The sequence below is a fragment of the Thiocystis minor genome (assembly GCF_016653465.1).
Classification (GTDB): Bacteria; Pseudomonadota; Gammaproteobacteria; order Chromatiales; family Chromatiaceae; genus Chromatium; species Chromatium minus.
Genome location: NZ_NHSQ01000051.1, coordinates 1 through 23,885 on the forward strand (window position 1 = coordinate 1; position 23,885 = coordinate 23,885).

Consider the following 23,885-nt stretch of genomic DNA (forward strand, 5'->3'; position numbering starts at 1 on the left):
AGCATGAACCTGTTCGAACAGGAGGGGTCGGCGATCAGCTTGGCCAAGAAGCGCCGCAAGGCCGCGTGGAACGATGACTATCGCGCCAAGGTGGTGTTCGGCTGAGGATTTAAGCGCGCTCGCCCTGCCTGGATGGCGTTTCGGCGCGGGTGGTGGATGACACGGAAGTTCACTGCCGGGTTATTCAGTGCGCGTCTGCGGCTTTATCCATCCCAGGCGCGGCATCCATCCAAACCCCGTCTGGCGATGTGACAAGTGGTTTTTTTAAGGTAGCTCGGCAAACTGCAACTCTTTAAGGAGCGTTCACACATGAAGCAATTCTCGCAACTCACCCTGGCCTCTTCCATCGCCTTGGCGTTGGCGGCTGGCATGGGCACCGCCTACCAGGCATCGGCCAACCCGGCGCTCGACATTGCTACCCCTACCACTTCCGAGTGGGACACAGCCAGTCAAACCGGCGATACCCTCCTGTTCCCCTATTACACGGTACGCGATGACGCCAGCGGCAACCCGCTGATCACCACGTTCACCGTCACCAATACGGGCGATGATGTACTGGTCCTGAAGTTCCGGCTGCGCGACAGCAAAAATTCCGATGACGTGCTCGACTTCATGTGGATCATGTCCCCGCATGACGAGGTGGTCGCTTATATGGACCGCACCGCCGACGGCACGCCCCGCGTCAATTTCCCCGCCGATGAAAACTCCTGCCGTGTTCCCTTTGGCAAGAGCAGTTACACCGCATCGAAAGGCGACGTGCCCAATCTTGCCGCCTCCCAGGAAGGTCACATGGAAGTGATCCCGATGGCCGCCCTGGACCCTGCATCAACGTATGGTTTAATGGCTATCCATGACCAGACCAAAAATCCGCCCCTGCCAGCCGATTGCTCGACACTGAACAAGCTGTTCGGAGGGTTGGTGGCAGGCGTGACTACCGAGGCATTGCTCCGTTCGACGCTTGCAGGTGCAGCTGGCGGCGCGACGGCGGTCGAGAACGACCTGCGTGGATCCTATACCATCACGGCGCAGGCGAGCGGCTTCTCCGGCGGCGGCAGCGCGATGGCGTTGAGCAACTGGGACGATGCAGTTTGGACTACCCCCGCCCCCAGTATTTCCGGGCTGCCCGGGCTGCTCTTCTTCCAGCTTGGATCACTTGCAGCGACATCCACATTGCAAGACAATTACGATAACAAGCAATACTACCATCCACATTTGGGTGACTCTTCCGCTGTGGTGACCGGCGGCGGTAAGGCTACAGCATCCGCGCTGGACAATGGCTCCATCGCCGCCGCGAGTGTGGCCAACAACTGGTCGGTGAATCCAGGTAATGGCGTCGGCACGGACTGGGTCGTGACTTTCCCCACAAAGTATCTGTATCGCACATCTAGAAACGCGACGACGGTGAATGGTCTCAAGGTCGTCGAGAGCGATTACGCCCCGCCCTTTGATACAGAGGATTCCAATCTCGAGCTTCGCTGCACTGAGACCACGGTGAAGCTGTACAATCGCGAGGAAGGCGATGTCGAAGGCGGCGGCGCAATCATTTCGCCCTCCCCCTCGGAGGATCCGACCTATCTCTGCAATGAGGTCAACGTCCTCAGCTTCAGCGATGACAGCGGCAACTTCAATCCCGTCCTGCGCGCCAAGGACGATCTCGACATGCTGTTTGACACCACCGGGGTAGTGCAGCCTTATGGCTGGGCCTCGCTCAATCTGGGTACTAATGCCGATGTCGCGGTTGATGGCTTCGCCTTCACCCGCCGCAATATTGGTCAGTCAAATACGGCGTTTGGCTCGATCATTCCTCATACCCTACAAGACGTAGGAAAAACAGCACCATAAGATTAAATCAGTCTGCCCGGTCAGGTACGGATCGCGTACCTGACACCCTCTCAACCGGCATGGGCGCTGATTGAGGGGGCGATAGCCTGATTGAACCGCCGCGTGCCTTGAGGCAACGCGGCGGTTTTTTTATGCGCCGGTTGAACGCATCGGATTTTTGATGAATACTTCAACGGAAAGAGACGGATTGTCTCCGGATCTCAGCGGCCCGCGAACCTCCCCCAAGCTGGAGTCTCAGCCTATGAGCACCATGAAAGGCGTGAATGCCTATTTCAGACAATTATCGGACGAAGAAATAAAACACCAAGCGCATCGAGAATTTGTCGGCGGGTTGTGGGATGAGCTGGGAGAGCTGCAACTGAATTTTTTAATCCAGCACGGACTAAAACCGCATCATAAACTTCTGGATATCGGCTGCGGCTGTTTAAGAGGCGGCGTTCACTACATAAGATATCTTGACGAGGGGAATTATTTCGGTCTCGATATCAATGCCTCATTAATTGAGGCAGGGAAAATCGAAGTCGAGCAAGCCGGTCTTTCTCGCAAGCACCCAACGCTGATCGTTGATGATGAATTTGCGTGCGGCAGGTTTGGCGAAAAATTTGATTTTATCGTTTCTGTTTCATTATTTACCCATCTTCCGTTTAATGTCATCGTGCGATGTTTACATCGAGCAAGAGAAAGCCTGTTACCACATGGCATCTATTACTCGACGTTTTTTCAGGCGCCCAGTCCTTCACACCTGGACCCGATCGTTCATCAGCCAGGAGGCATTGTCACCAAGTACGACGCCGATCCCTTTCATTATTCAATAGAAGAACTTGCTGACATGGCAAAGCTCGCAAAACTTGAACTCGATGTCATTGGCGACTGGCAGCATCCAAGAAATCAAAAAATGGCGGCATTTAGCATCTTGATGGAGTCGATATCATGACGACGATCAGTTTTGACACCCATGAATTTGCCAAAAAACTGCAATCCGTGGGTTTTACCTCAGTACAGTAAGTACCTCATCACAATTGTTTGTAGGATCTAATCATTTGTTTATAAATAACATATATATAATATATATTGATTTTTAAAGATTTTTTAAAATACTGAATTGAAGTCGACATTTTCATTCGCCACTCTTGATTCTGTTGAGCCAGGGTACGCATCGCGTACCTTACGCCCTCACAATCGGCACGGACGCCGATCAATGGCTTGAACGCATGATTAAACCGCCGCGAATCCTCCGAAACGTGACGTTTTTTATGTGGCAAAGGGTGCGCGGTACGCGTGTTGGCGTGGGTCGCTGGACGGCACGCGATGCGTACCACAGGATGGTAAGATGTCGCTTGGTCGACAACGGAATCGCTTGATCATGTGGCATGATCGCCGTTGCGATTGGCCGGGCGGGTCGTTTTTTCTGACAGTCGTGACGACACGCCGATGCGGGATTCGATGTACCGCTCTGGCATGCACCCACTTACGCCCACCATCGCCACGACCACAGCAACTCAGCCAGTCTCGCGAATCTGAGTTGTTTCCGTGCGGTAATGCTATATTGAACGGCGTTGCATCTTGATGGAGTCGATATCATGACGACGATCAGTTTTGACACCCATGAATTTGTCAAAAAACTGCAATCCGTGGGTTTTACACAAGAACAAGCCGAAGTGTTTGCCTCTGAACATCGGCGAATCATTGAAGATTCCTTGGTGACGAAAGATCATTTGGATATGCGCTTGCGTGAACTCGAATATCGTTTGATCATCAAAATGGGTGCAATGATGATGGCCGCCGTCCTTTCCATTGCGGCACTGGTGAAATTTCTTTAGCAGGTGGATGAGTAGAACAGCCAGGGTATGACCTTGAAGATTGGATCTTTCGGATTTGAAACTGCATGTTGGATCGATTGAAGAACATATTGCGGGCATGCGCCAGGATTTATCTCTTCTGCACGGGGACATTGCGATCACCCATAAACGTCTCGACCATCACGAAGAGCGACTTGAGCGTATTGAACGACGATTGGATCTTGCTGGGTAGCAAGCGATAGCGAACCCATCGTTCACTGCACCAACGCTTGGAGGGCACTCCACCATCCGACGTGGCGACGTAGCATGGATGCTGACGACTGCTCTATACTTCAACCAATGATACCTATTTGCTGAAAAACACCGTGACTGAAAATGAGCGGCGTCTTGATATTGGATAGCCAGCAAGGTAGCAAGGGTGGGTAGAGTGACCACGTTATGACGCCGATCGTTGGCACGGATGCCGATTGGTCACGAAACCCACCGAACCAACGCCTGACCTTTGAACGCCCTCGGGAAACCGAGGGCGTTTTTGCTTGGGCGCGAATCGTAACGTCGGCGTGGGGAATGATGGGTTTCGCTATCATCGTCTCTCGTGTGAACGTCAGGTTATATCACCCTTGGAAGACGAAATTTCGGAGGAACCTCACTCAAAACACACCCTGGGCGAGAAAACTTCATTGAATCTCGATCGCGACTTCATAGAGACGTTCGGGCGGGCGATCCGGCTCGAACGGTCGCCGATAGAGGAGACGTAACCGGGTCGCCCCGGGTTTCAACGCCCTGAAGGTGAGCATGAAATTGCCTCCGCTGCCGGCCAGATCGCTGTATGGCAGAAAGACAGGCACGCCTACCGGTTGCAGCATGGCCTCTTCCAGGTGATCGGCCAGCCAGCCGAATCCTGTCGTCGGATTGCCCTCGATCAGCACCTGCAGTTCATCCATGGGGGCCAGCGCCACGAGACCACCGTTCTGCTCTTCGGTGATTTGCACAAGCGCTCCATTGGGGTTCTGCGCCTGCTGGCCGTCCGGCCCCAAGCCCCCGCCAACGGCTTGCACCGTCGGCTCAGGGGCTGCCGGGAGGGGCTGACCTGCGCTGTCGGTCGAGAGGGCTTGGCCACTCCATCCCGACACCATCATGGCCATGGCTGCAAGCGACTGCCGGATGCCTTGAGTGTGCATGCCTGACTCCCAGATCGACTTAGTGGCGCAGCGGCATGCGCGACGACCCTGCCGCGTCAATCGCTGCGCCGGTGGCCAATGGCACCTGACCCTCCTCAAGGCGCACGGCGGCCGCTTTGTAGACATCGGACATGCCCAGCCTGGCCCAATCGACGTCGAGGCGCGATGGCGTGGACCCACGATACATGGTCAATCCCACTTGACCGGTTGCCATCGCGGCGTCACTCCCGCTCCACACCAGGATGCCATTGATGTAAAAGCGCAACGTGGCTCCCCAGGTCGAGACCTTGAGGGTATTCCAATCGTTTGCTTTCACGGCGGCTGTTGTGGTCCAGCCCTTGAGCGCTGTCTCGACCCCGCCAGTGTGCTTCCACACACTGAAGTACTTGCTGACCCCAGACACGGCGTAGACTAACTGGTAATCGTTGCGTTGGTCATTATCGGCATCGAAGGTGGCGTCTCCACGAATGCGCACACCACTGGACCAACCCGAGGTGTCCAGCCGCTTCATGCGCGCCTCGTAGGTGAAGTTTTGGAAACGCTGATTGTAGCTAATCGTCGACCATTTTGAGGCCATGCCGTTGGTGAATTGCGTTATCCCGGAATTCGCCCAGGCACCACCGGGACGCACGATCCAACCCGGGGCGCTGCCGCTGAATGGCGAGACAAAGCCGGGGGCCGGTGCAAACGGTTTGAATGCGCTGTAAGCGCCGTTACCGGCGGCAACCTGCCATTGGTAAGAGGTGTTATAGGGCAAGGCGGTCATTGGCGTGTATGAACAGCGATTGGTCACGGTGCTGCAGAACGCACTGCTAACGGTCACGCCATTGATTGGATAGAGGCCCGTCGCGACATTTCTGACCCGGAGCCGGTAGGCATTGACACCCGCTATCCTGGACCAGGTGTAGGTCGGCGTATTGGAATAGGTGATGCCGGAGGGCGTGTAGGTCGTGGGAATCGTCGATGGCGGCGTGGTGCCAACATATTTGATCCAGGACGTGCCCTCGCCCACCCGCGAGGTTTTGCCAGCGGGGTCGTATGCGATCCGCATGTAACCGCTTTCGCCCCAGTTCGGTCCCCAACTGTTGCGCAGAATCCAGCTCTGCGTCGCATCGTTCCAGCCCACTAAAGCAATCTGATGATTCGTACTGCCATTACACACATTCGAGGTCGAACGATAAACGCCGCCAGTATAGGAATCCCAGCCATTGTCGACACAGACGCCCGCGGTCACCGCCCCATAGGTGATGATGGCGTTTTTGATCTGATCATTGGTGGGCATGGTCCACTCCGAGCCGGTGATAAACTGCCAGGCCGAGGCTTTGTAGGGGTGCGGATAGGCGGAGGGGCAGGAGCCATTGGTCGCAAGATAGGGTTTGGCCGTCTCCAGCACCGCGCCGGCGACGGTCTGCGAATAGCCGAGCGTATTGTAGTGATACTGGCTGGCGGTCAGTCCGCCATTGCAGCCCCAGCCGTTCTTGTTGCAGGAAATCAGGAACTGCTCGGAGAGGTCAGCGAGGGGACCGCCGCCCTTCTTGATCGCCGTTTCCATGACGGCGACCGTCCCGAAGGACCAGCAGGAACCGCAGGTTTTCTGATCTCGCACGGGCGGGACGATGCCCAAGGTGCGTGCGTCGTAGGACGCGGGTAGCGCCTTGGCCAGGAGTTGGGCGTAGGGGTCGCCGTTGGCGGTGGTTTGACTGGCATCCTCGAGCAGCAGCTCGGTTGGCGTCGGATCCGTGATTTCGATCAAGCCGGCATTGCGGACAACGCGCATTTGAAGCCGCGCATGAATTGGTTCTTGCGTGTCGAAAGGACGGCGGTAAACCAACTGCACGACCCCGTCACCCGCACCGGTTGATTGAAGCTCCAGCGTCTGAATGGCGGGCGCACCGAATCCGGGATAACGCATCTCGAAGCGGGACTCGTCCGACTCGGCGTAGCGCCCCTGCCTGGTGGGTATCACCTCCCAACGATAACCCGCTGACAAACGGGTCTGCAGTTCCAATGTCACGGGCTGATTGCCGGCCGGCAGTTCCAGCGTCAACTCCACGGGACCGCCAAGAAAATCGGCCCATTCACCGACGTGATCAAAGAGCGCGCGGCGCAGCGACTCGACGTCCTGAGCGCCGGCGAGGGCGAGCTTGTCGGCGTCGAGACTGGCCTTAATTCCAAGGTGCTGCATCGAAGCCGCGACCGACTCCGCCGAGTCGTGCCAGGGCCCGGCCTCGTCGGCCAGTTCTCGGCGCGCGTCCGGCGCCAGTTCGATCTCCGCCTGCCACTGCACTTCTGCTTGCCTGGCAGCCCGCGCCTCGACGGGGAAGAGAGCAGGCGTCGCGCAAACACAGGCCGCAAGAACAAAACCGAACGATCTAAACATGACAATCTCCTGATCGCGTGACTGTGTGAGGATAGGCAATGTTTTCCAAAACCCTACTCATCCGGTGCCGAACTCCGGCAAATGACGAATCTTCAATGGAACCAGGCAAAAGAAGGCATTCCCATAGATGTAATCCATAGGGCCTGCGATCCGGGACGTCGTGCGCCTATCGGCGCTTTTATCGTTCACTTCGTTCCCGTTTTTCAAGTGCGGGTAGTGCTTGCGGATACGCGAATCACCCGTCCGGGACACGGCATGACGACCGGACGCGGGTACCGCGACTACATGTAACGGCAGTCAGGGCGATTACTTGAGCGGGCATCCGCCCTAAGCCTTGGTTGGTCGGGTACGCGAGCGTCAATAATAGAGTTGTACGCGAAAGGCGGAACTCCGAGCGGAGTTCCGCCATTTGGGGCTGACCATTGCCGGGGCAACCGGGCACAACCCAGCAATCGCAGAGTCCATCCCGCCGCCACTCGCGCGACGAAAGGCTATAGTCATAGTTGAAGGCAATCGGGCGCTCACTCGCGCAATCACCGATCCAAAACGCGCTGACGATCCTCCGGCCATGATCCAGAACATCAACCAACTCAGCACGCTGCGCGTGATGCAGACGTTCGAGACGGCGGTGAACGAGCTGGTTGCGCTGCGCCAGAATTTGCTGACCACGGATGTCCTGCTGATGACGCTGATCTCGCAGGAGGATGCGGAGCCGATGCGCATCCTGGAGCAACTGCTGTCGAACCCCGCGCAAGCGGTGGCGCGGATCCGCGGCCGAGTGCAGGAACATTATCGCGCGGCCGTTTCTACCACCGGGAATCAAATCCTCATCAGTCAGGAGATCGAGCAGGCGGTGCGGATCGCCCGCGCGGAGGCGAAACGGTTCGGCGACAGTCTCATCACCACCGGCACCCTGTTCCTGGCGCTCTTCGATGCGCACTGCGGACCGACCGCGACGCTCTTGAGCGAGGCCGGAATCGGGCTCGACGAAGCGCGCAAGGCGCTGGAGACGCTGCGCGGCGGGCGCACCGTCACCACCGCCGAGGCCGAGAGCGAGCCGGATGTGCTGGCGCGCTTCACCCGCGATCTCACCGAGCTGGCACGTCGGCGCGAGCTGGACCCGGTGATCGGGCGCGAGAACGAGATCGCCCAGGTGATCCAGACGCTGTCGCGGCGCAAGAAGAACAACCCCGCCCTGATCGGCGAGGCAGGAGTGGGCAAGACCGTGATCGTCGAGGGTCTGGCGCAGCGCATCGCCGACGCCGAGGTGCCCGATACGTTGCTGAACAAGCGTCTGCTGGCGCTGGAGGCGGCGGCCCAGCTTGCCGAGCGCTATCTGACCGAGCGCCAGTTGCCGGACAAGGCGATCGATCTGCTCGACCAACGTTTGGCGGTGCGCCGGATCGAGGTCGTCGTCGAGCCGACGGTGATCGACAAACTCGCTCGGGACGGTTTCGATCCGATCTATGGCGCCCGCCCATTGCGCCGCGAGGTCGAGCGCCAACTGGAAAACCCGCTGGCCATGCTGATCGTCACCGGTCAGTGTCCGGATGGAAGCCGGGGCCAGGTTGGGCTCGATGAACAAGGGATCATGCTGCGGGTCGACACTGACGCAACCGGTGGAGAGGCATCGCATGAAAACACGCACTGATCTTCGTTCGGATGTCATCCCCGCCGACGCGGCGGGAACCCTGCCTGAACTCTTCCGCCTCCGCGTGCGGCGGACCCCGGATCTCGTCGCCTATCGGCAGTTCGATATCGCCCGAGCGCAATGGATCGATGTCACCTGGCAAGCGATGTCCGAGCGGGTCGGACACTGGCGGCGGTCGCTCGCCACCCTGGGGTTGGCACCGGGGGAGCGCGTGGCGGTCCAGCTTCGCAATGGGCTGGACTGGGTCGGTTATGAGCAGGCCGCGCTCGCCCTGGGTCTGGTGGTGGTGCCGCTGTACCCGGACGATAATCCAGGGAACCTGTCCTACATTCTCCAGGATTCGGACAGCCGGGTGCTGCTGGTGGAAACCCTGGCACAGTGGCAGGCCCTGGCACCGCTGCGCGAGCGGTTCCCCGCGCTGGCGCAGGTGCTGTGCCTGGAACCTTCCGGCGAACCGCCGCCGGCCGACGATCTGACGTTCAGCACCGTGGCGGATTTTCTGCGCCGCGAGACCGACGAACCGCCCGATCACCGCGCCGCCCCCGAGGATCTGGCCACCATCGTCTACACCTCCGGCACCACCGGCAGGCCGAAGGGCGTGATGCTGTCGCACTTCAGCATCCTGTGGAATGCCGAGGCGCAGCTCAAAATGGTGCTCACCGATCACGAAGATACCTTTCTCTCCTTCCTGCCCCTGTCGCATACCTTCGAGCGCACGGTTGGCTACTATTTTCCGATGATGGCCGGCAGTTGCGTGGCCTACGCCCGTTCGCTGCAGGATCTCCGCGAAGATCTGCTGACCATCCGCCCGACGGTGCTGATCTCGGTCCCTCGCATCTACGAGCGCGCCTATGCGCGGATTCAGGCGAAGCTGGCCGAGGAGGGTCGACTCGCGCAATGGCTATTCAGCAAGGCAGTGGATCTCGGTTGGGCGCGTTTCCTCGCCGAACAGGGACGCGGCGATCCGCCCGGACTGCTGGACCGACTGCTCTGGCGGCTCTTGCGACCGCTGGTGGCGGACAAGCTGCTGGCGCGGCTGGGCGGGCGTCTGCGGATCGCCATCAGCGGCGCGGCGCCCCTGCGGGCGGAGGTCGCGCGCTGTTTCATTGGGCTCGGGCTCAATCTGCTCGAAGGTTACGGACTGACCGAGGCCGCGCCCACGATCGCCGGTAACCCGGCCGAGGACAACGTGCCCGGCTCGGCCGGCGTGCCGATCCCTGGGATGGAGGTCCGGATCGCTGACAACGGGGAACTCCTGGCGCGCAGCCCGAGCGTGATGCTGGGCTACTGGAAACGCCCGGACGAGACCCGGACAGCCATCGAGCCGGACGGCTGGCTGCATACCGGCGACCTCGCCGAGATGCGCGACGGACATCTCTTCATCCGCGGGCGTCTCAAGGACATTCTGGTGATGTCCACCGGAGAGAAAGTCCCGGCGGGCGATCTGGCGCGGACCATCCTGGAGGATCCCTGGTTCGAGCAGGCGCTGGTGGTGGGCGAAGGCAAGCCCTTTGTCACCGCGCTGCTGGTTCTGGAGCGCCAGGCCTGGAGCGCGCTGGCGGAAAGCTTGTCGCTGGATGCAGAGGATGAAGGGTCATTGCGGGACGCGCGCGCCAACGCGGCGGTCATCGAACGCATTGCCGGACTGTTGCGCGCATCTCCGGCGCATGAACAGGTGCATGGCGTGCATCTGCTGCTGAGCCCCTGGACCCTCGACAACGGCCTTCTGACGCCAACGCTGAAGGTCAAGCGAGAGGAAGTGGAACGGCGCTATGCCGAGGCGATCCGAAGGCTCTATCTCGATCACGATTAGTGCTTAGAGGTTCTCGAAAACCGCCCGCTCGATCAGCCGCCGATGGGGCACGACCAACCGGAACACCTCGGCGATAACCGAAAAAGGCCGACGACAAGTCGAACATCCCATCATCGAGCGGGTCTTCATCGGCAGGTGGATTGATTTCGCTGGCCAGCAAGGCGGTGATGGTGACATCCGTGTTCGACGTGACTGCCGCGCAAAACTGGCGCGACGGACGAAAGCGATTATCTTCATGCAAGGCGGGATTTCAAGGCATGCGGGGGCGGTCTAGACAAGGCCAAGCCCGCCCCCCATACGGGCGGGGCGATCCGGGCGGGTCTCGGTGAGCTCAGGACACTTGCACAGGACGGCGAAGTTCGAGTGACATCGCCGGCAGCTCGCAACGCGGAGCATGCTCGAATAACTCGACAAAGCTCTCCAGATCCTGCGCGACGATGTCCAGAACGCCCATCGGACCCGCCTGATTGATGCTCTTCTGGCGCCAATCGGCCAAAATCTCGGCCTGCGCCGCCAGGCTCCGCAGTCTTTCCGCGTGTTCCCGTGCCTCGATCTCGTCAAACTTGAGCTGTCTGACTTGATGCTCACGGATATGCTGTTCAGCGAGTCTGTCTAAACCTTTCATCTCCATCATCCTCTTGTTTTTTTATTCGGTTCTCTGCATTCCTCGATGGTCCGGATGACCGACTCGCCACGCCGTGCGCGACTTGCCGGCCGTCCGCCATCGGCTCGGTTCAGCGCACATGGATTTTCAGCACCTCCTCCCCATTGGGGTCCGTCAGATGCACCGCGCAGGCGATGCAGGGATCGAAGCTGTGGACCGTGCGCAGGATCTCGATGGGCTGCTCGGGATCGAGGAGCGTGTGACCCTGCAGCGCGGCCTCATAGGGTCCGGTCTGGCCCTGCGCGTCGCGCGGCCCGGCGTTCCAGGTACTCGGAACCACGGCTTGATAGTTGGCGGTCTTGCCATTCTCAATGACGATCCAGTGACCGAGCGCGCCGCGCGGCGCTTCCATGTGGCCGACGCCCTGGGCCTGGCTGGGCCAGGTCGCGGGATCCCAGAGTTCCTCGTTGAAGGTTCTGACATCGCCCGCGCGGATGTTGGCCAGGAGTTGGTCGTACCAGCCGTCCATGGCGTCGACCATGATCTGGGTCTCCAGGGTGCGGGCGGCCGTGCGACCCATGGTCGAGTAGAGCGCCTCGAAGGGCAGATCGAGCGTCTTGAGCGTCCCATCGACCAGTTCCTTGGTCTGCGCATCCTCGGTGGCGTAGAGCATGAGGATGCGCGCCAGCGGCCCGACCTCCACCGGCTGACCGCGCCAGCGCGGCGATTTGAGCCAGGAGTATTGATTCTCCACGTCCAGGTGTTTGTAGGGCGTCTCGGGGCCGGTATAGGCGAATTCGGTCTCGCCCTGATAGGGATGCAGCCCTTGGTTCTTGCCATCCTTGTAGTCGTACCAGGCGCGTGTGACGAATTCCTGGATCTCGTCCTCGGCGTGCAGATCGACCTCGTGGATCTTGGAGAGATCCCGCTTCAGAATGACGCCGCCCGGCACCCGATAGGAACTCCGGTCGCCGAAACCCTTGGCCGGGAAATCGCCATAACACATGAAGTTACCAACCCCTTCGCCCTGGGTGAACCAGTCCTTGTAGAACCCGGCGATGGCCACGGTGTCGGGCACATAGACCTGTTCGACGAACTCATGCATCTTGACGATCAGGCTGCGCACCAGCTCCAGACCGACGACATCCACCGCGGTTCCGGCCTGATTGCCCGAGTCGATGCTGATGGCGCAGGGCATGCCGCCGACGACCAGGTTCGGATGCGGATTCTTGCCACCGAAGATGGCATGAAGCTGGGCGACATCGCGCTGCCAGGCCAGGGCGTCCAGATAATGCGCGACGGCCATGAGATTGGCCTCGGGCGGCAGCTTGTAGGCCGGATGTCCCCAGTAGCCGTTGGCGAAGATCCCCAACTGTCCACTCTCGACGAACCCCTTCAGCTTCTTCTGCACATCCGAGAAATAGCCCGGCGAGGAACGCGGATAGCGGCTGATGGACTGCGCCAGCGTTGAGGTGGCCTGGGGGTCTGCGCTCAGGGCCGAGACCAGATCCACCCAGTCCAGCGCGTGCAGGTGATAAAAATGCATCACATGATCGTGCACGTACTGAGCCGCCACCATCAGATTACGGATCAGCTCCGCATTGGGCGGAATCGGATATTTGAGCGCATCCTCCACGGCGCGCACGCCGGCCAGACCATGCACCAGGGTGCAGACGCCGCAGATACGCTGCACGAAGGCCCAGGCATCGCGCGGGTCGCGACCCTGCACGATGGTCTCGATTCCGCGCACCATGGTTCCCGAGGAATAGGCATTTTGAATCACACCCCCTTCCATCTGCGCCTCGATGCGCAGATGCCCCTCGATTCGGGTGATGGGGTCGACAACGATTCGCGTACTCATGCACTCACTCCCTGGGCTGGATTGATTGGGACGGTGCGCGGATCCTCGATCAGATGCTCCGCAACCAACTCGACCAGGCTTTCGACCTTGCGATCCCAATGGTTCTTGACGCGACCGGCCTCAAAATTCAGTCGGCAACTCGCGCAACTGACGACGACGGTTTCGGCGCCCGTGATGTTGACCTGCTCCATCTTGATCTTGAACGACTCGTCGCGCAGCCGGGTCGCACGCTCCAGCAGGAAGATCCCCGCGCCGCCGCCGCAGCACCAGTTGTATTCCTTGTTCGCCGGCATCTCGACGAAATCCGCGTCCATCGCCTTCAGCACCGCGCGCGGTTCCTCGAAGGCGCCGCCGCGACGTCCCGTTTTGCAGGGATCGTGATAGGTGATCTTGCCCTTGAGCGGGGTCAGCTTCAGCTTGCCAGCTTTGGCCTGACGCCCGAGATATTCCGACATGTACATCATCTCGAAGGGCAGATCGTCGCTTTTGAGCATCGGATTCCAGCGCAGCGCCGGATAGGCGTGTCCGCATTCGGCGATGACCAACATCTTGGCGCCGATACGTTGCGCGGCGGCGACAATGGGATCGACCTGCTTCTTCCAGAGCGACATATCGCCAGACAGGAGACCGAAGTTCGCGCTCTCGAAGCCGTCGCTACAAACAGTCCAGTCCACGCCCAGATGATTCATCACCTTGGCGGTCGCGAGCAGGCCGTTACCGTTGCCGACCAGATCGACAGCGGAACTCAGGACCATGATTTCGGCGCGCTCCTTGTCGAGCGGGATGATCACGCCAGCCTTTTCCCGAATCGTATCGACCATCTTCCGCAGCGAGTCGGCCGAGGCGCCGAACACCGTCCCGGCGTGCTTCTGTTCCATGCGCAGGGCCGCCAGCTCCGGTGGCACCAGCTCGGCGGCCACCAGCGCACTGCGCTGATGATGGACCAGCGAGGCGGTGTCGATCCCCATCGGACAGACCATGGTGCAGCGGCCGCATTCGGAGCAGGAGTCGTAGACCAGTTCCTGTAATTCCTCCAGATCCTTGAGCTTGACCTCGCGGGTGACCAGTTGATACCACCAGCGGAACGGCCCGATCTCGCGCTGATAGACCTTGCGATAGAGATTCATCTTGCGCATCGGCGCGTACTTGGTTTCGCCGGTCGCCTGAAAATAATGGCAGGCGGTGGTGCACTGACCGCAGCGGATACAGCTCTCCAGCCAGACCGCCTCGTCGGCATTGGTCTCGGCGATCAGGGTATCGATGGCCCGGCGCACACGAACCGCGTCGGACAGGGTCGGTTTCGGCGCCATCTCGCGCAATTGACCGATCTGACCGGCAAAGCCCTGAACCACCTGCTCGAAGCTCGGGAAAATGGGTGCTGTGGTGGCGGTCGTGCTCATATCCGAACCCCTTTGTGCGCATAGGCAACGCCACTTTGGGCGCGCGAAAAGATGAACCAGAAGGAATGCATCAGCTTGCCGAACGGGAACCAGGCGAACAGCAGGGCGACGCTCAGGATATGAATGGCCAGCATGGTCTCGTAGCGGGGACCGATGTGCGCGAATGCCATCAGGCCGGTCACCAGCGGCGCGGCCATCACGAACCAGGCGAAATAATCGCCCCAATTCGAGCAGTAGACCGCCGGCTTGGCGATCCGGCGCAGGATCAGGGCCAGCAGCGAGGCCAGCGCGATGATGCCGAAGGCCACGCCAGCGGCATTGGGCAGGCCCGGCCAGGAGGCGCCGGTCAGCCCGGTGATAAACTCGATGTGAGGCACGATCCCGATCACGACGATCAGGGTGGCGATGTGAAACACATAGGCCATCCCCGTTTGATAGCGGGTGGCGGTCGTGAACTCGCCGCTCGGCCAGGCGCGGCTGAAGACGGTTCGATAGCCCTTGAAGTTACCGAAGGCGTCCCGAGGGCGGGACAGATCGGCGCCACGGGTCAGGACCAGCACGCCCAGCAGACGCCAGATGGTGCCAGCGACCAGGATGATCAGCGCCCAGTGAATCGCCGGACCACGCGCGAAATCTAACAGTGACATGGTGTCGTTTCCTCTCTATGCATCCTTTGGATTGGATGGATACCGCAAACCGAACGAATCACTCGTCCGCGTGAAGCTCCGCCTCTTTTTTGTGTTTCTTGGTGCGTGCGAGCAACGCGGCACCCGCGCCCGCGACAACGCCGACCGCGCCAGCCACCGCGATCTTGGGGCCAGAACCGAACTGCGCCATCGGAACTGAATCGTAGATGCCGCCCTTGTCCCAGAAGTTCGGCTCGGAGCAGCCGATGCAGCCGTGACCCGACTGGATCGGGAAGCTCACGCCCTGATTCCATTTGATCGTGGCGCAGGCGTTGTAGGTTTCCGGCGCCTTGCAACCGAGTTTGTAGAGACACCAGCCCTTGCGCGCGCCCTCGTCATCGAAGGTCTCGGCGAAGAGGCCGCGATCATAGAAGGGACGGCGATAGCAACGGTCGTGGACGTTCTCGCCGTAGAAGGCGAGCGGACGCTTCAGATGATCGACCTCCGGCAGCGCGCCCATGGTCAGGTAATGCGCGATCACGCCGGTGATCGCCAGCGGAATCGGCGGACAGCCGGGGAGATTGACGATCGGCTTGTCAGTAATCAGCTCCTCGACCGAGCGCGCCCCGGTGGGATTGGGCGCCGCCTTGGGCAGACCGCCATAGGCCGCGCAGGTGCCGACCGCGAGGATGGCCGCCGCGCCCGCCGCGCCTTCCATCAGCATGTCGAGGTTGTTGATGCCGGCGATGGTCGAGGTGCCCTTAAGCGTGGGAATCGAGCCGTCGACCAGTAGCAGATACTCGCCGGCGTGCTCGTGCATCGCCTGCTCGCGCGCCTTCTCGGCGGCGTCGCCGGACGCGGCCTGGAGGGTGTGGTGATAATCGAGCGAGATAAAATCGAAGATCAGGCTTTCGATGCTTGGCGCGTGCGAGCGGAGCAGCGCCTCGGTGCAACCGGTGCATTCCTGGAAGGACAGCCAGATCACGGAGGGCCGGCGCGCCTGTTCCAGCGCGCGCGCCATGCTTGGGATGACCGCCGCCGGCAGGGCCATCATGGTCGCCGTCGTCGTGCAGAACTGGAGAAAGGCGCGCCGGCTCACGCCTTGACTGCGCAATAGATCGCCTAAGGTCGTTTCTTTGGCCATTCACTCCCCCATCGTTTTCGATGAATCAATCTGTATAAGAGAAACCTATACAAGATTTGATCGCGCTTATTCTTAGGTGCAGGGAGTATAGGCACGTTAATGACGAAAAGTCATTTGACTCAAATCAAAAACCCTAGTGATCGACAGATCTTGATCGAAACACGCTTTAATCGATCAGAGATGCGTAAAGATACTATTGAAAGCAGTCTTTGGGGGAAGACCTAACCATCTAAAATCAATATAAAACAAATTCGTTAAATCGCGTTATAAGCAGATTATTAATTACCGATTATAGATTTTTTATCTGCGCCATTTATCCAGTCGAAAATCCCAATGCAAACTGCTTTACGCCCACCGTTTATCGTTGGTTATTGCATTGCCAGGATGAGCGATCCAGCGACTTCTTCAATGAGGAAGGAACACGAAGGCTTCAGGCGTTTAGCCGTGCCAGGAGCAGCGGGAATGTGAACCGAAAAACGGGTTCCAATGGTGGGATTGACGGTGAACGTTCGAGGTGAAGGAGCGCGTTTCGAGGTCAGGTGAATGCAGACGGCATCAAGCAGGGTTAAGGCCGGCCCCGGGCAATTCTAAAAGCAGATCCAACACGGCACACCGCCGCCAGACATCAAGGCGGCTGCAACGCGTGCCGTGGCTCAACCAGAAAACAGAAATCTTTTTCAAAACAGCAAGGTATACGCAATCATCAAGGGTGCAACCACAACGACTGCGATCGACACCATCTCGCTACCGGTCAGTTCTCTCAGAATAGCTGCGTACTTCATGACATACTCCCAAATAAACAGAGTTTTAGAGTCGAAATCGATTCACACGAACAGTTGCGGGAATCTGACTCCGAGCCGCAAGGCTTGATCATGCAAGCCACAGCTCTATTTATTAGAGTATTAGCATATTAGTGTCAACATATTTTCTGTATATTTTTTAAAATTGCGACAGCCTGCATCTTCACTGTCACGTCTGCCGCGGCGCATCTTGATGCCTGCCAAGGCCGCATACCTACAAGGTTAAGATCGTTGTCATGACCCCTAAACCATCGACCAGCTTGCAAAAACGCATCATTGTCGGCCTGTCTGGAGGGGTCGACTCGGCCGTCGCCGCCCATCTCCTGCTCGAACAGGGCTACGAGGTCGAGGCGCTTTTCATGAAAAACTGGGAGGAAGACGACCGGGCCGGCTACTGCGCCGCAGCCAGCGATCTGGCCGATGCCCGAATCGTCGCCGAGCGACTCGGCATCCGGCTGCATACCGTGAACTTCGCCACCGAATACTGGGATCGGGTCTTCGCCGAATTTCTGAGAGAGTACCAAGCCATGCGGACACCCAATCCGGATGCCCTGTGCAACCGGGAAATCAAGTTCGCGGCCTTTCTGGATCATGCACTCGGATTAGGCGCCGATGCCATCGCGACCGGTCACTATGCGCGGGTCGAGCACGACGACGCGGGCAGTCATCTCTTGCTCTGCCAGGATGGAGAGAAGGACCAAACCTATTTCCTGCATCTGCTCGATCAAGCTCAACTAGCCAGCAGCCTGTTCCCGCTGCATGACCTGACCAAGGCCGAAGTCCGGGCTATCGCCCGCGAGATTGGACTCGCGAACGCCGAGAAAAAAGATAGCACCGGCATCTGTTTCATCGGAGAGCGGCGTTTTCGGGACTTTCTGGCCCAGTATCTGCCTCGCGAACCTGGACCGATCGAAACGCCCGAGGGTGTGACCTTGGGCGAGCATCAGGGGCTCTCCTATTACACGATCGGTCAGCGTCAGGGACTTGGTATCGGCGGCATCGCCAGCGGACGCGAGGCGCCCTGGTACGTCGCGGTGAAGGATGCGGAACGCAATGCGCTGATTCTGGTCCAGCACAGCGATCACCCCTTATTGATGTCATGGGGTTTGAGCGGGCTGCGCCCGCATTGGATCGCTGGATTCCCACCGGCGCAACTCCCCTTTGATTGCCAGGCCCGGCTGCGCCATCGCCAGCCACTGCAGGATTGTGAGGTACTGAGCACGGAGGATGGCGGCTGTCAGGTGCGTTTCAGAGAGCTGCAGCGCGCAGTGACACCTGGACAGTCAATCGTTTTTTATCGCGATGGCGAGTGCCTGGGTGGAGCCGTGATCGACCTGGGATGGGTCGCTGCAAGTCAGTAGCGTGATTTTCAGGTTCGACGCGGTATACACTCCGGTTTCACCATGCCTTCGGATGCAAATGCCGACTGGCTTAATCACACTAGAGATTCCAAACGTATGCCCCACGACAATCTGGACCGTGTCATCGCCCTTGCCGGCATCTATCAAGCCGTCCATTGCGTGATCCAGATCGCCCGGCATGGAACGACCGACACGGATGCCATGGAGCCCTGCATTCACAGCCTGTTCCAGGTCAACGCGGAGAACGTGGATGCCGTGTTTGGCGAGCCGGGCGCGGTTGCGAATGGCTCGCGTCAGATCGTTTCCTCGTTGACCGGCGTCCCCGAGCGCAATCTGGAACTGACTCGCTATGTCGTGCTCTTAATGCGGCTGGAACGCACCCTCTCCGGACGCCCAGATCTTTTAACGCGCATTGGCGAGGGTATCGAGGCGGCATCCTTCAAACGCGAACATTTTGCCCTGCTCCACCCTACCCTGCTCGCGCACTTCGCCGATCTCTACAGCGAGACCTTGAGCCAACTGGAGCCACGAATCGTCGTTCGCGGCGAATCCTCGCATCTGCGCAATCAAGACAATCAGAACCGGATTCGCGCACTGCTCCTCGCCGGGGTGCGCGCCGCCATGCTGTGGCGACAGGTCGGCGGCTCCCGCTGGCAGATCCTGCTCAAAAACAAACAGATTCTTGAAGATGCTCGGCGCTATATCAACGCCCATTAAACTTAGGTCAAGCCACCGACTGGTAATACAGATTCTGCGGGTGCCTCGCTTCGGCAAAGAATGACCAGCGCTCGGCCATCAGACCAACATATTGCGCGACGAAGGCAAGGATCGGCAGGGTCGGCGAGGCAGTAACATAGGCGGCGCCGATCAGCAGGATGGGGACCGGAAAGACCAGCACCAGAAAGACCAGCCGCACGGTGCCGGCAGTCGATTCGCTCCGTCCATGAAAGAACTCTCGGGTATTGAAACTTCCGCCTGTGGCGCCCTGGGCCTTCTGGACGACCGCCGTATGACGCACGCCGATCGCGGTCTGGACGCTACTTTTGTGCTTGAGATGGGCATTGCGTGACAGGTGCGCCAGTCGCGAGATCAGACCGACCAAAGTCAAAATGACCGCCCAGGTGCCAAAAAAGGTCACCAGCGGGTTGCCGATATAGGCGGAATAGGCGGCGGCCAGCATGAATCCGGAGGCGGCCCCCAGGAAGGTAAAATTCACCACCGTCAGCGGGGTATGCCATTCCTGCAGGAATTTCACGCCCGCATAGATCATCGCCGTGCAGACGAAGAGCGCGAAGCTCGCCAGGGTTCCCAGCAGGCCCAGCAGAAGCGTGGCGTCCACCTGGAGCGATTCGCCGACCCGAAACAGCGGTTGAGTCCACGCCATCCAGTGTGCGATGCCATAGGCAAACACCAGGGCCATGACGATCGGCAGGACGATGACCTCGCGCGACAGCCAGGAGGTCCGCCACTTGGCCGCGGCCCGCCACGCGCGCTCGGGACGGCCGAGATGAAAGAAGGAGGACGCCAGCCCGGCCAGCAGCAGGATCAGGGCCACCAGACTGCCGACGGCATAGAAACGATCCGCCTGGACCGGCAGAAAACGCGCGATGGCGTAAAGTTGACCGGTGACCATGGCCAGGAACAGACCTTGACCGGCACCGATCAGTGTGGTCAGAAAGATGACTGAAAAGGCGGGATGCATAGATTCGTTCCAAGTTGGTCAGGAGAACGGTACGCGATGCGTACCTTACGCCAAATTTACCAAGCCACGTCGTCGAGGGTTTCCTCGCCGGTGTAGGTGGTGAGGTCTTCCTTGCGCAGCGGATTGTCGACGCGCGTGAGTTCGTCCTGGTCGATGTGCATGACCGTCTTACGACGCGGCAGATAATGATTGGCCGGCTTGGTGCCCCATTCGGGCATGAGCTGATAACCGCCGCGCTCGCGGATCGCGATCGAGACCTCGGAATCCGGATCATGGACATCGCCGAAGAGTCGAGCGCTGGTCGGACAGGCGAGGACGCAGGCCGGCCGACGATCGCGATCCGACAGCTTCGCGTCCGTGATACGGTCGATGCACAGCGTGCATTTTTTCATCACCTGCTGCTGCTCGTCCAACTCGCGCGCGCCATAGGGGCAGGCCCAGGAGCAGTACTTGCAGCCGATGCACTTGTCGTAATCGACCAGCACGACGCCGTTGTCCGGGCGCTTGTAGGAGGCGCCGGTCGGGCAGACGGGCACGCAGGGCGGCTCCTCGCAGTGCAGGCAGCTTTTGGGGAAATGGACCGTTTCGGTCTTGGGATAGACGCCGACCTCGAAGGTCTGCACCCGGTTGAAAAAGGTACCGGTCGGGGAACCGTCATAGGGGTTCTGGTCCACCATGGGACCGGCCCAGCCGGAGGTATTCCATTCCTTGCACGAGGTCACGCAGGCATGGCAGCCGACGCAGACATTCAGATCGATGACGAGTGCGAGTTGAGTCATGATTTCTTTCCGAAGGCGCCAGCCACATAGGCCTGCCATTTGCCACGCGGCTTTTCCTGACCCGGCAAACGGGGCATGGGCTTGAACTGGGGCGAGGTGATCTTCTCCTCGCCGGGGGCGGCCTTGTAGACCCGCACCCGCACGTCGAACCAGGCGGCCTGTCCGGTGATCGGGTCGGAGTTGGAGAGGTGATCGCCCGCCGCGCTGGGCGGCAGTTCCTCGGCGATGACATGGTTGAGCAGGAAGCCCTTGCGCGACTCGTCGGCGTTCGCTCCCAGCCCCCAGGCGCCGGCGGCCTTGCCGATGGCGTTCCAGGTCCAGACGGTGCCGGGCTCGACGGCCTCGGAGAAGCGGCACATGCAGCGCACCCGTCCATGCGGCGACTCGACCCAGATCCAGTCGCCGTCGCCGAAGCCGTTCTCCAGGCCGACGCGGGGATTGAGGAACAGATAGTTGTGACTGTGGATCTGGCGCAGCCAGGCGTTCTGGCTGTCCCAACTGTGATACATGGCCATGGGGCGCTGAGTCAGCGCATTGAGCGGATAGCGCCGGGGATCGGTGACCTGCGTCTCCAGCGGATCGTAGTAGAAGGGCAAGGGATCGAAGTAGGTCTCGACCCGCTGGCGCAGACGCTCGGGCGGCTGGCGACCGGGCCACTTGCCCTGCGCGGCGAGCCGGAACTTCTGAAGTACCTCGGAATAGAGATGGAGCCCGATCGGCTCGGCATAACGGATCATGCCGTGCGCGCGCGCCCAGTGCAGATAGCCCTTGTTCCAGTTGCGCATGTACTGGTAGCTGCGCGGCAGTTCGTGGTGGAAGACGCAGCCGTTCTGCGCGTACATTTCCCACTGGCGCGGATTCGGCTCGCCCTTGAGAAACTGATCGCCGCTCTTGCCGCGCCAGCCGGCCAGAAAGCCGATCCCAGAGCCGGGCGAGGTCTCGTAGTTGACGATCAGATCCGGATAATCGCGATACTTGCGACTGCCATCGGCATTGGTGAAGGCCGGCAGCTTGAGCCTGGAGCCCAATTCGACCAGCACATCCTGAAACGGCTTGCACTCGCCCTTGGGCGGCAGCACCGGGATGCGCACCGCGTCCACCGGACCGTCGAACTCGGAGATCGGACGGTCGAGCATCGAGAGCGCGTCGTGACGCTCCAGATAGCTGGTATCGGGCAGCACCAGATCGGCGAAGGCCACCGTCTCGGAGGCGAAGGTATCGCAGACCACCAGAAAGGGGATCTTGTACTCGCCGTTCGGCTGCTTATCGACCAGCATCTTGCGCACTTCGCTGGTGTTCATCGACGAGTTCCAGGCCATGTTGGCCATGAACAGCAGCAGGGTGTCGATCGGGTAGGGATCGCCGCGCCAGGCATTGGTGATGACGTTGTGCATCAGGCCGTGAACGGAAAGCGGATACTCCCAGGAGAACGCCTTGTCGATGCGCACCGCCTCGCCGTCCGCGTCGACGAACAGATCTTCGGGCTTGGCGGGCCAACCGAGCGGCATGCCGTCGAGCGGGGTATTCGGCTGCACCGCCTCGGGGCCGTGCGGCGGCTTGGGACAGGGCGGGATGGGGCGCGGATAGGGCGCCTTGTGGCGGAACCCGCCGGGACGGTCGATGGTGCCGAGCACGGTCATCAAGATGCCAAGCGCGCGGATGGTCTGGAAACCGTTAGAGTGGGCGGCCATGCCGCGCATGGCATGGAAGGCGACCGGGTTGCCGGTCACCGAGTTATGTTCGTTGTCCCAGCAGTCGGTCCAGGTGATCGGCAGCTCGATCTTCTGATCGCGCGCGGTCACGCCCATTTCGTGGGCCAGGCGGCGGATAGTCTCGGCGGGGATGCCGGTGATCGGCGCCGCCCACTCGGCGGTATATTGCTCGACGCGCTCTTTCAGCAACTGGAAGGCGGGCTTGACCGGGGTGCCATCGTCAAGCGTATAGCTGCCCATTAAACGCGGCTCAACGCCCGGCGTGTGGGTGCTGATCGGAATGTTCAGTTCACGATCCCACCACAGTTTATTTTGCGGATCGAAACAGCCTTCTTCGATGTGCATCTCGGCGCGGTAAAACAGGCCGTGGTTGTCACGCGTCGGGTCGTCGATCACCAACTCTGCGGAGTTGGTGTACTGAACCAGAAACTCACGGTCATAAAGACCTTGTTTGATGATCTCGTTGACGATGGCCAGCAACAACGCCCCATCGGTACCCGGCTTGATCGGAACCCATTCGTCGGCGATGGCCGAATAACCGGTTCGGATGGGATTGACCGAGATGAAGCGCCCGCCCCGGCGCTTGAAGGCGGCGATGTCGATCTTGAGCGGGTTGGAATGATGATCCTCGGCGGTGCCGATCATCACGAACAGCTTGGCGCGCTCCAGATCCGGCCCGCCGAACTCCCAGAAGGAGCCGCCGATGGTGTAGATGAGCCCGGCGGCCATGTTGACCGAGCAGAAACCGCCGTGGGCGGCATAGTTCGGTGTACCGAACTGTTTGGCGAACATGCCGGTCAGCGCCTGCATCTGATCGCGGCCGGTGAAGAGCGCGAACTTTTTCGGATCCTCGGCGCGCAGCTTGGCCAATCGCTCGGTCAGCATCCCGAAGGCTTCGTCCCAGGAGATGACCTCGAACTCGCTGGCGCCCCGCTCGGCCCCGGCCTTGCGCCGCAGCGGCTGGGTGATCCGCCCCGGCGAATACTGTTTCATGATCCCCGAACTGCCCTTGGCGCAGATCACACCCTTATTGAGCGGATGATTCGGATTGCCGTCGATATAGCGAACCTCGCCGTCGCGCAGATGCACCCGGATGCCGCAGCGGCAGGCACACATGTAACAGGTGGTTTCCTTGACCTCGACTCGGCCAACCAGACTGTCCGAGTAAGCAACTGGGTCCTGCATGAGGGATACCTTCGGCGGGAACGAAACGAGACAAGGCCCGCATTC

Annotated in this window: 19 protein-coding genes; 9 read left to right on the forward strand and 10 right to left on the reverse strand. The window is 60.0% G+C overall.

All coding sequences use genetic code 11. The features are described from left to right. The first annotated feature begins 309 nt into the window (after nt 1-309). The 4 genes from CCR95_RS05290 to CCR95_RS05305 all read left to right on the forward strand — a co-directional run bounded on the left by CCR95_RS05290 (nt 310) and on the right by CCR95_RS05305 (nt 3,873). Nucleotides 310-1,842: a hypothetical protein gene (locus CCR95_RS05290; RefSeq protein WP_201092532.1), complete on the forward strand. Its 1,533-nt coding sequence runs from the start codon at nt 310-312 to the stop codon at nt 1,840-1,842. Between the two features lie 241 nt (nt 1,843-2,083). Further along, nucleotides 2,084-2,776, forward strand: a complete 693-nt coding sequence (locus CCR95_RS05295; protein WP_201092534.1) for a class I SAM-dependent methyltransferase — start codon at nt 2,084-2,086, stop codon at nt 2,774-2,776. A gap of 646 nt (nt 2,777-3,422) precedes the next feature. Next, nucleotides 3,423-3,662, forward strand: a complete 240-nt coding sequence (locus CCR95_RS05300; RefSeq protein WP_201092536.1) for a CCDC90 family protein — start codon at nt 3,423-3,425, stop codon at nt 3,660-3,662. A 55-nt stretch (nt 3,663-3,717) separates the two neighbouring features. Further along, entirely contained in the window at nt 3,718-3,873 is a 156-nt protein-coding gene (locus tag CCR95_RS05305) for a hypothetical protein (protein WP_201092538.1), read from the forward strand. A 445-nt stretch (nt 3,874-4,318) separates the two neighbouring features. On the opposite strand, the gene CCR95_RS05310 is transcribed toward CCR95_RS05305, so the two are convergent. After that, complete coding sequence (locus tag CCR95_RS05310) at nt 4,319-4,822, reverse strand: protease inhibitor I42 family protein (protein WP_201092540.1); 504 nt, start codon at nt 4,820-4,822, stop codon at nt 4,319-4,321. A gap of 19 nt (nt 4,823-4,841) precedes the next feature. Beyond that, nucleotides 4,842-6,869, reverse strand: coding sequence for a C1 family peptidase (locus CCR95_RS05315; RefSeq protein ID WP_201092542.1), 2,028 nt, complete (start codon nt 6,867-6,869; stop codon nt 4,842-4,844). 39 nt (nt 6,870-6,908) lie between these two features. On the opposite strand from CCR95_RS05315, the gene CCR95_RS05320 reads away from it, so the two are divergent. The 3 genes from CCR95_RS05320 to CCR95_RS05330 all read left to right on the forward strand — a co-directional run bounded on the left by CCR95_RS05320 (nt 6,909) and on the right by CCR95_RS05330 (nt 10,666). After that, nucleotides 6,909-7,223 (forward strand): hypothetical protein, encoded by a 315-nt coding sequence (locus CCR95_RS05320; protein ID WP_201092544.1) that lies wholly within the window; start codon nt 6,909-6,911, stop codon nt 7,221-7,223. A gap of 547 nt (nt 7,224-7,770) precedes the next feature. Further along, nucleotides 7,771-8,853 carry a Clp protease N-terminal domain-containing protein gene (locus tag CCR95_RS05325; protein WP_201092546.1) on the forward strand — a complete coding sequence of 361 codons (1,083 nt, stop codon included), beginning with the start codon at nt 7,771-7,773 and terminating at the stop codon, nt 8,851-8,853. After that, on the forward strand, nt 8,837-10,666 hold the full coding sequence (locus CCR95_RS05330) for an AMP-dependent synthetase/ligase (protein ID WP_201092548.1): 1,830 nt from the start codon (nt 8,837-8,839) through the stop codon (nt 10,664-10,666). The genes CCR95_RS05325 and CCR95_RS05330 overlap by 17 nt, the downstream gene beginning before the upstream one ends. A 331-nt stretch (nt 10,667-10,997) precedes the next feature. Here CCR95_RS05330 and CCR95_RS05335 read toward each other — a convergent pair whose 3' ends face one another. From CCR95_RS05335 to CCR95_RS05355, 5 genes are all read right to left on the reverse strand, one after another. Further along, nucleotides 10,998-11,291, reverse strand: coding sequence for a hypothetical protein (locus tag CCR95_RS05335; protein WP_201092638.1), 294 nt, complete (start codon nt 11,289-11,291; stop codon nt 10,998-11,000). Nucleotides 11,292-11,400: 109 nt separating this feature from the next. After that, a complete protein-coding gene (locus CCR95_RS05340) occupies nt 11,401-13,131 on the reverse strand; it encodes a nickel-dependent hydrogenase large subunit (RefSeq protein WP_201092550.1) in 1,731 nt (576 codons plus the stop codon). Further along, nucleotides 13,128-14,531 carry a (Fe-S)-binding protein gene (locus CCR95_RS05345; RefSeq protein WP_201092552.1) on the reverse strand — a complete coding sequence of 468 codons (1,404 nt, stop codon included), beginning with the start codon at nt 14,529-14,531 and terminating at the stop codon, nt 13,128-13,130. The genes CCR95_RS05340 and CCR95_RS05345 overlap by 4 nt, the downstream gene beginning before the upstream one ends. Beyond that, nucleotides 14,528-15,178 carry a respiratory nitrate reductase subunit gamma gene (locus CCR95_RS05350; protein WP_201092554.1) on the reverse strand — a complete coding sequence of 217 codons (651 nt, stop codon included), beginning with the start codon at nt 15,176-15,178 and terminating at the stop codon, nt 14,528-14,530. Before CCR95_RS05350 ends, CCR95_RS05345 begins: the two co-directional genes overlap by 4 nt. A gap of 58 nt (nt 15,179-15,236) precedes the next feature. Further along, on the reverse strand, nt 15,237-16,301 hold the full coding sequence (locus CCR95_RS05355) for a hydrogenase small subunit (protein WP_201092556.1): 1,065 nt from the start codon (nt 16,299-16,301) through the stop codon (nt 15,237-15,239). A gap of 1,036 nt (nt 16,302-17,337) precedes the next feature. On the opposite strand from CCR95_RS05355, the gene mnmA reads away from it, so the two are divergent. Together mnmA and hflD are read left to right on the forward strand one after the other, a co-directional pair. Continuing rightward, a complete protein-coding gene (gene mnmA / locus CCR95_RS05360) occupies nt 17,338-18,462 on the forward strand; it encodes a tRNA 2-thiouridine(34) synthase MnmA (RefSeq protein ID WP_201092558.1) in 1,125 nt (374 codons plus the stop codon). Nucleotides 18,463-18,558: 96 nt separating this feature from the next. Then, entirely contained in the window at nt 18,559-19,179 is a 621-nt protein-coding gene (gene hflD / locus CCR95_RS05365) for a high frequency lysogenization protein HflD (RefSeq protein WP_201092560.1), read from the forward strand. Between the two features lie 7 nt (nt 19,180-19,186). Here hflD and soeC read toward each other — a convergent pair whose 3' ends face one another. Genes soeC through soeA form a run of 3 tightly spaced genes read right to left on the reverse strand, consistent with a single transcriptional unit; the run spans nt 19,187 to nt 23,840 of the window. Then, entirely contained in the window at nt 19,187-20,164 is a 978-nt protein-coding gene (gene soeC, locus CCR95_RS05370; protein WP_201092568.1) for a sulfite dehydrogenase subunit SoeC, read from the reverse strand. Between the two features lie 56 nt (nt 20,165-20,220). Continuing rightward, nucleotides 20,221-20,943 carry a sulfite dehydrogenase subunit SoeB gene (gene soeB / locus CCR95_RS05375; protein ID WP_201092570.1) on the reverse strand — a complete coding sequence of 241 codons (723 nt, stop codon included), beginning with the start codon at nt 20,941-20,943 and terminating at the stop codon, nt 20,221-20,223. Further along, nucleotides 20,940-23,840: a sulfite dehydrogenase subunit SoeA gene (soeA, locus tag CCR95_RS05380; protein ID WP_201092573.1), complete on the reverse strand. Its 2,901-nt coding sequence runs from the start codon at nt 23,838-23,840 to the stop codon at nt 20,940-20,942. Before soeA ends, soeB begins: the two co-directional genes overlap by 4 nt. Between the last annotated feature and the right edge of the window lie 45 nt (nt 23,841-23,885).

Coding starts and splice junctions, on each gene's coding strand:
- CCR95_RS05335 (WP_201092638.1), bottom strand. CDS start 11,291: ATGAAAGGTTTAGACAGACTCGCTGAACAGCATATCCGTGAGCATCAA.
- soeC (WP_201092568.1), bottom strand. CDS start 20,164: ATGCATCCCGCCTTTTCAGTCATCTTTCTGACCACACTGATCGGTGCC.
- soeA (WP_201092573.1), bottom strand. CDS start 23,840: ATGCAGGACCCAGTTGCTTACTCGGACAGTCTGGTTGGCCGAGTCGAG.
- CCR95_RS05350 (WP_201092554.1), bottom strand. CDS start 15,178: ATGTCACTGTTAGATTTCGCGCGTGGTCCGGCGATTCACTGGGCGCTG.
- CCR95_RS05310 (WP_201092540.1), bottom strand. CDS start 4,822: ATGCACACTCAAGGCATCCGGCAGTCGCTTGCAGCCATGGCCATGATG.
- CCR95_RS05295 (WP_201092534.1), top strand. CDS start 2,084: ATGAGCACCATGAAAGGCGTGAATGCCTATTTCAGACAATTATCGGAC.
- CCR95_RS05325 (WP_201092546.1), top strand. CDS start 7,771: ATGATCCAGAACATCAACCAACTCAGCACGCTGCGCGTGATGCAGACG.
- hflD (WP_201092560.1), top strand. CDS start 18,559: ATGCCCCACGACAATCTGGACCGTGTCATCGCCCTTGCCGGCATCTAT.
- soeB (WP_201092570.1), bottom strand. CDS start 20,943: ATGACTCAACTCGCACTCGTCATCGATCTGAATGTCTGCGTCGGCTGC.
- CCR95_RS05345 (WP_201092552.1), bottom strand. CDS start 14,531: ATGAGCACGACCGCCACCACAGCACCCATTTTCCCGAGCTTCGAGCAG.
- CCR95_RS05300 (WP_201092536.1), top strand. CDS start 3,423: ATGACGACGATCAGTTTTGACACCCATGAATTTGTCAAAAAACTGCAA.
- CCR95_RS05290 (WP_201092532.1), top strand. CDS start 310: ATGAAGCAATTCTCGCAACTCACCCTGGCCTCTTCCATCGCCTTGGCG.
- CCR95_RS05340 (WP_201092550.1), bottom strand. CDS start 13,131: ATGAGTACGCGAATCGTTGTCGACCCCATCACCCGAATCGAGGGGCAT.
- CCR95_RS05330 (WP_201092548.1), top strand. CDS start 8,837: ATGAAAACACGCACTGATCTTCGTTCGGATGTCATCCCCGCCGACGCG.
- mnmA (WP_201092558.1), top strand. CDS start 17,338: ATGACCCCTAAACCATCGACCAGCTTGCAAAAACGCATCATTGTCGGC.
- CCR95_RS05355 (WP_201092556.1), bottom strand. CDS start 16,301: ATGGCCAAAGAAACGACCTTAGGCGATCTATTGCGCAGTCAAGGCGTG.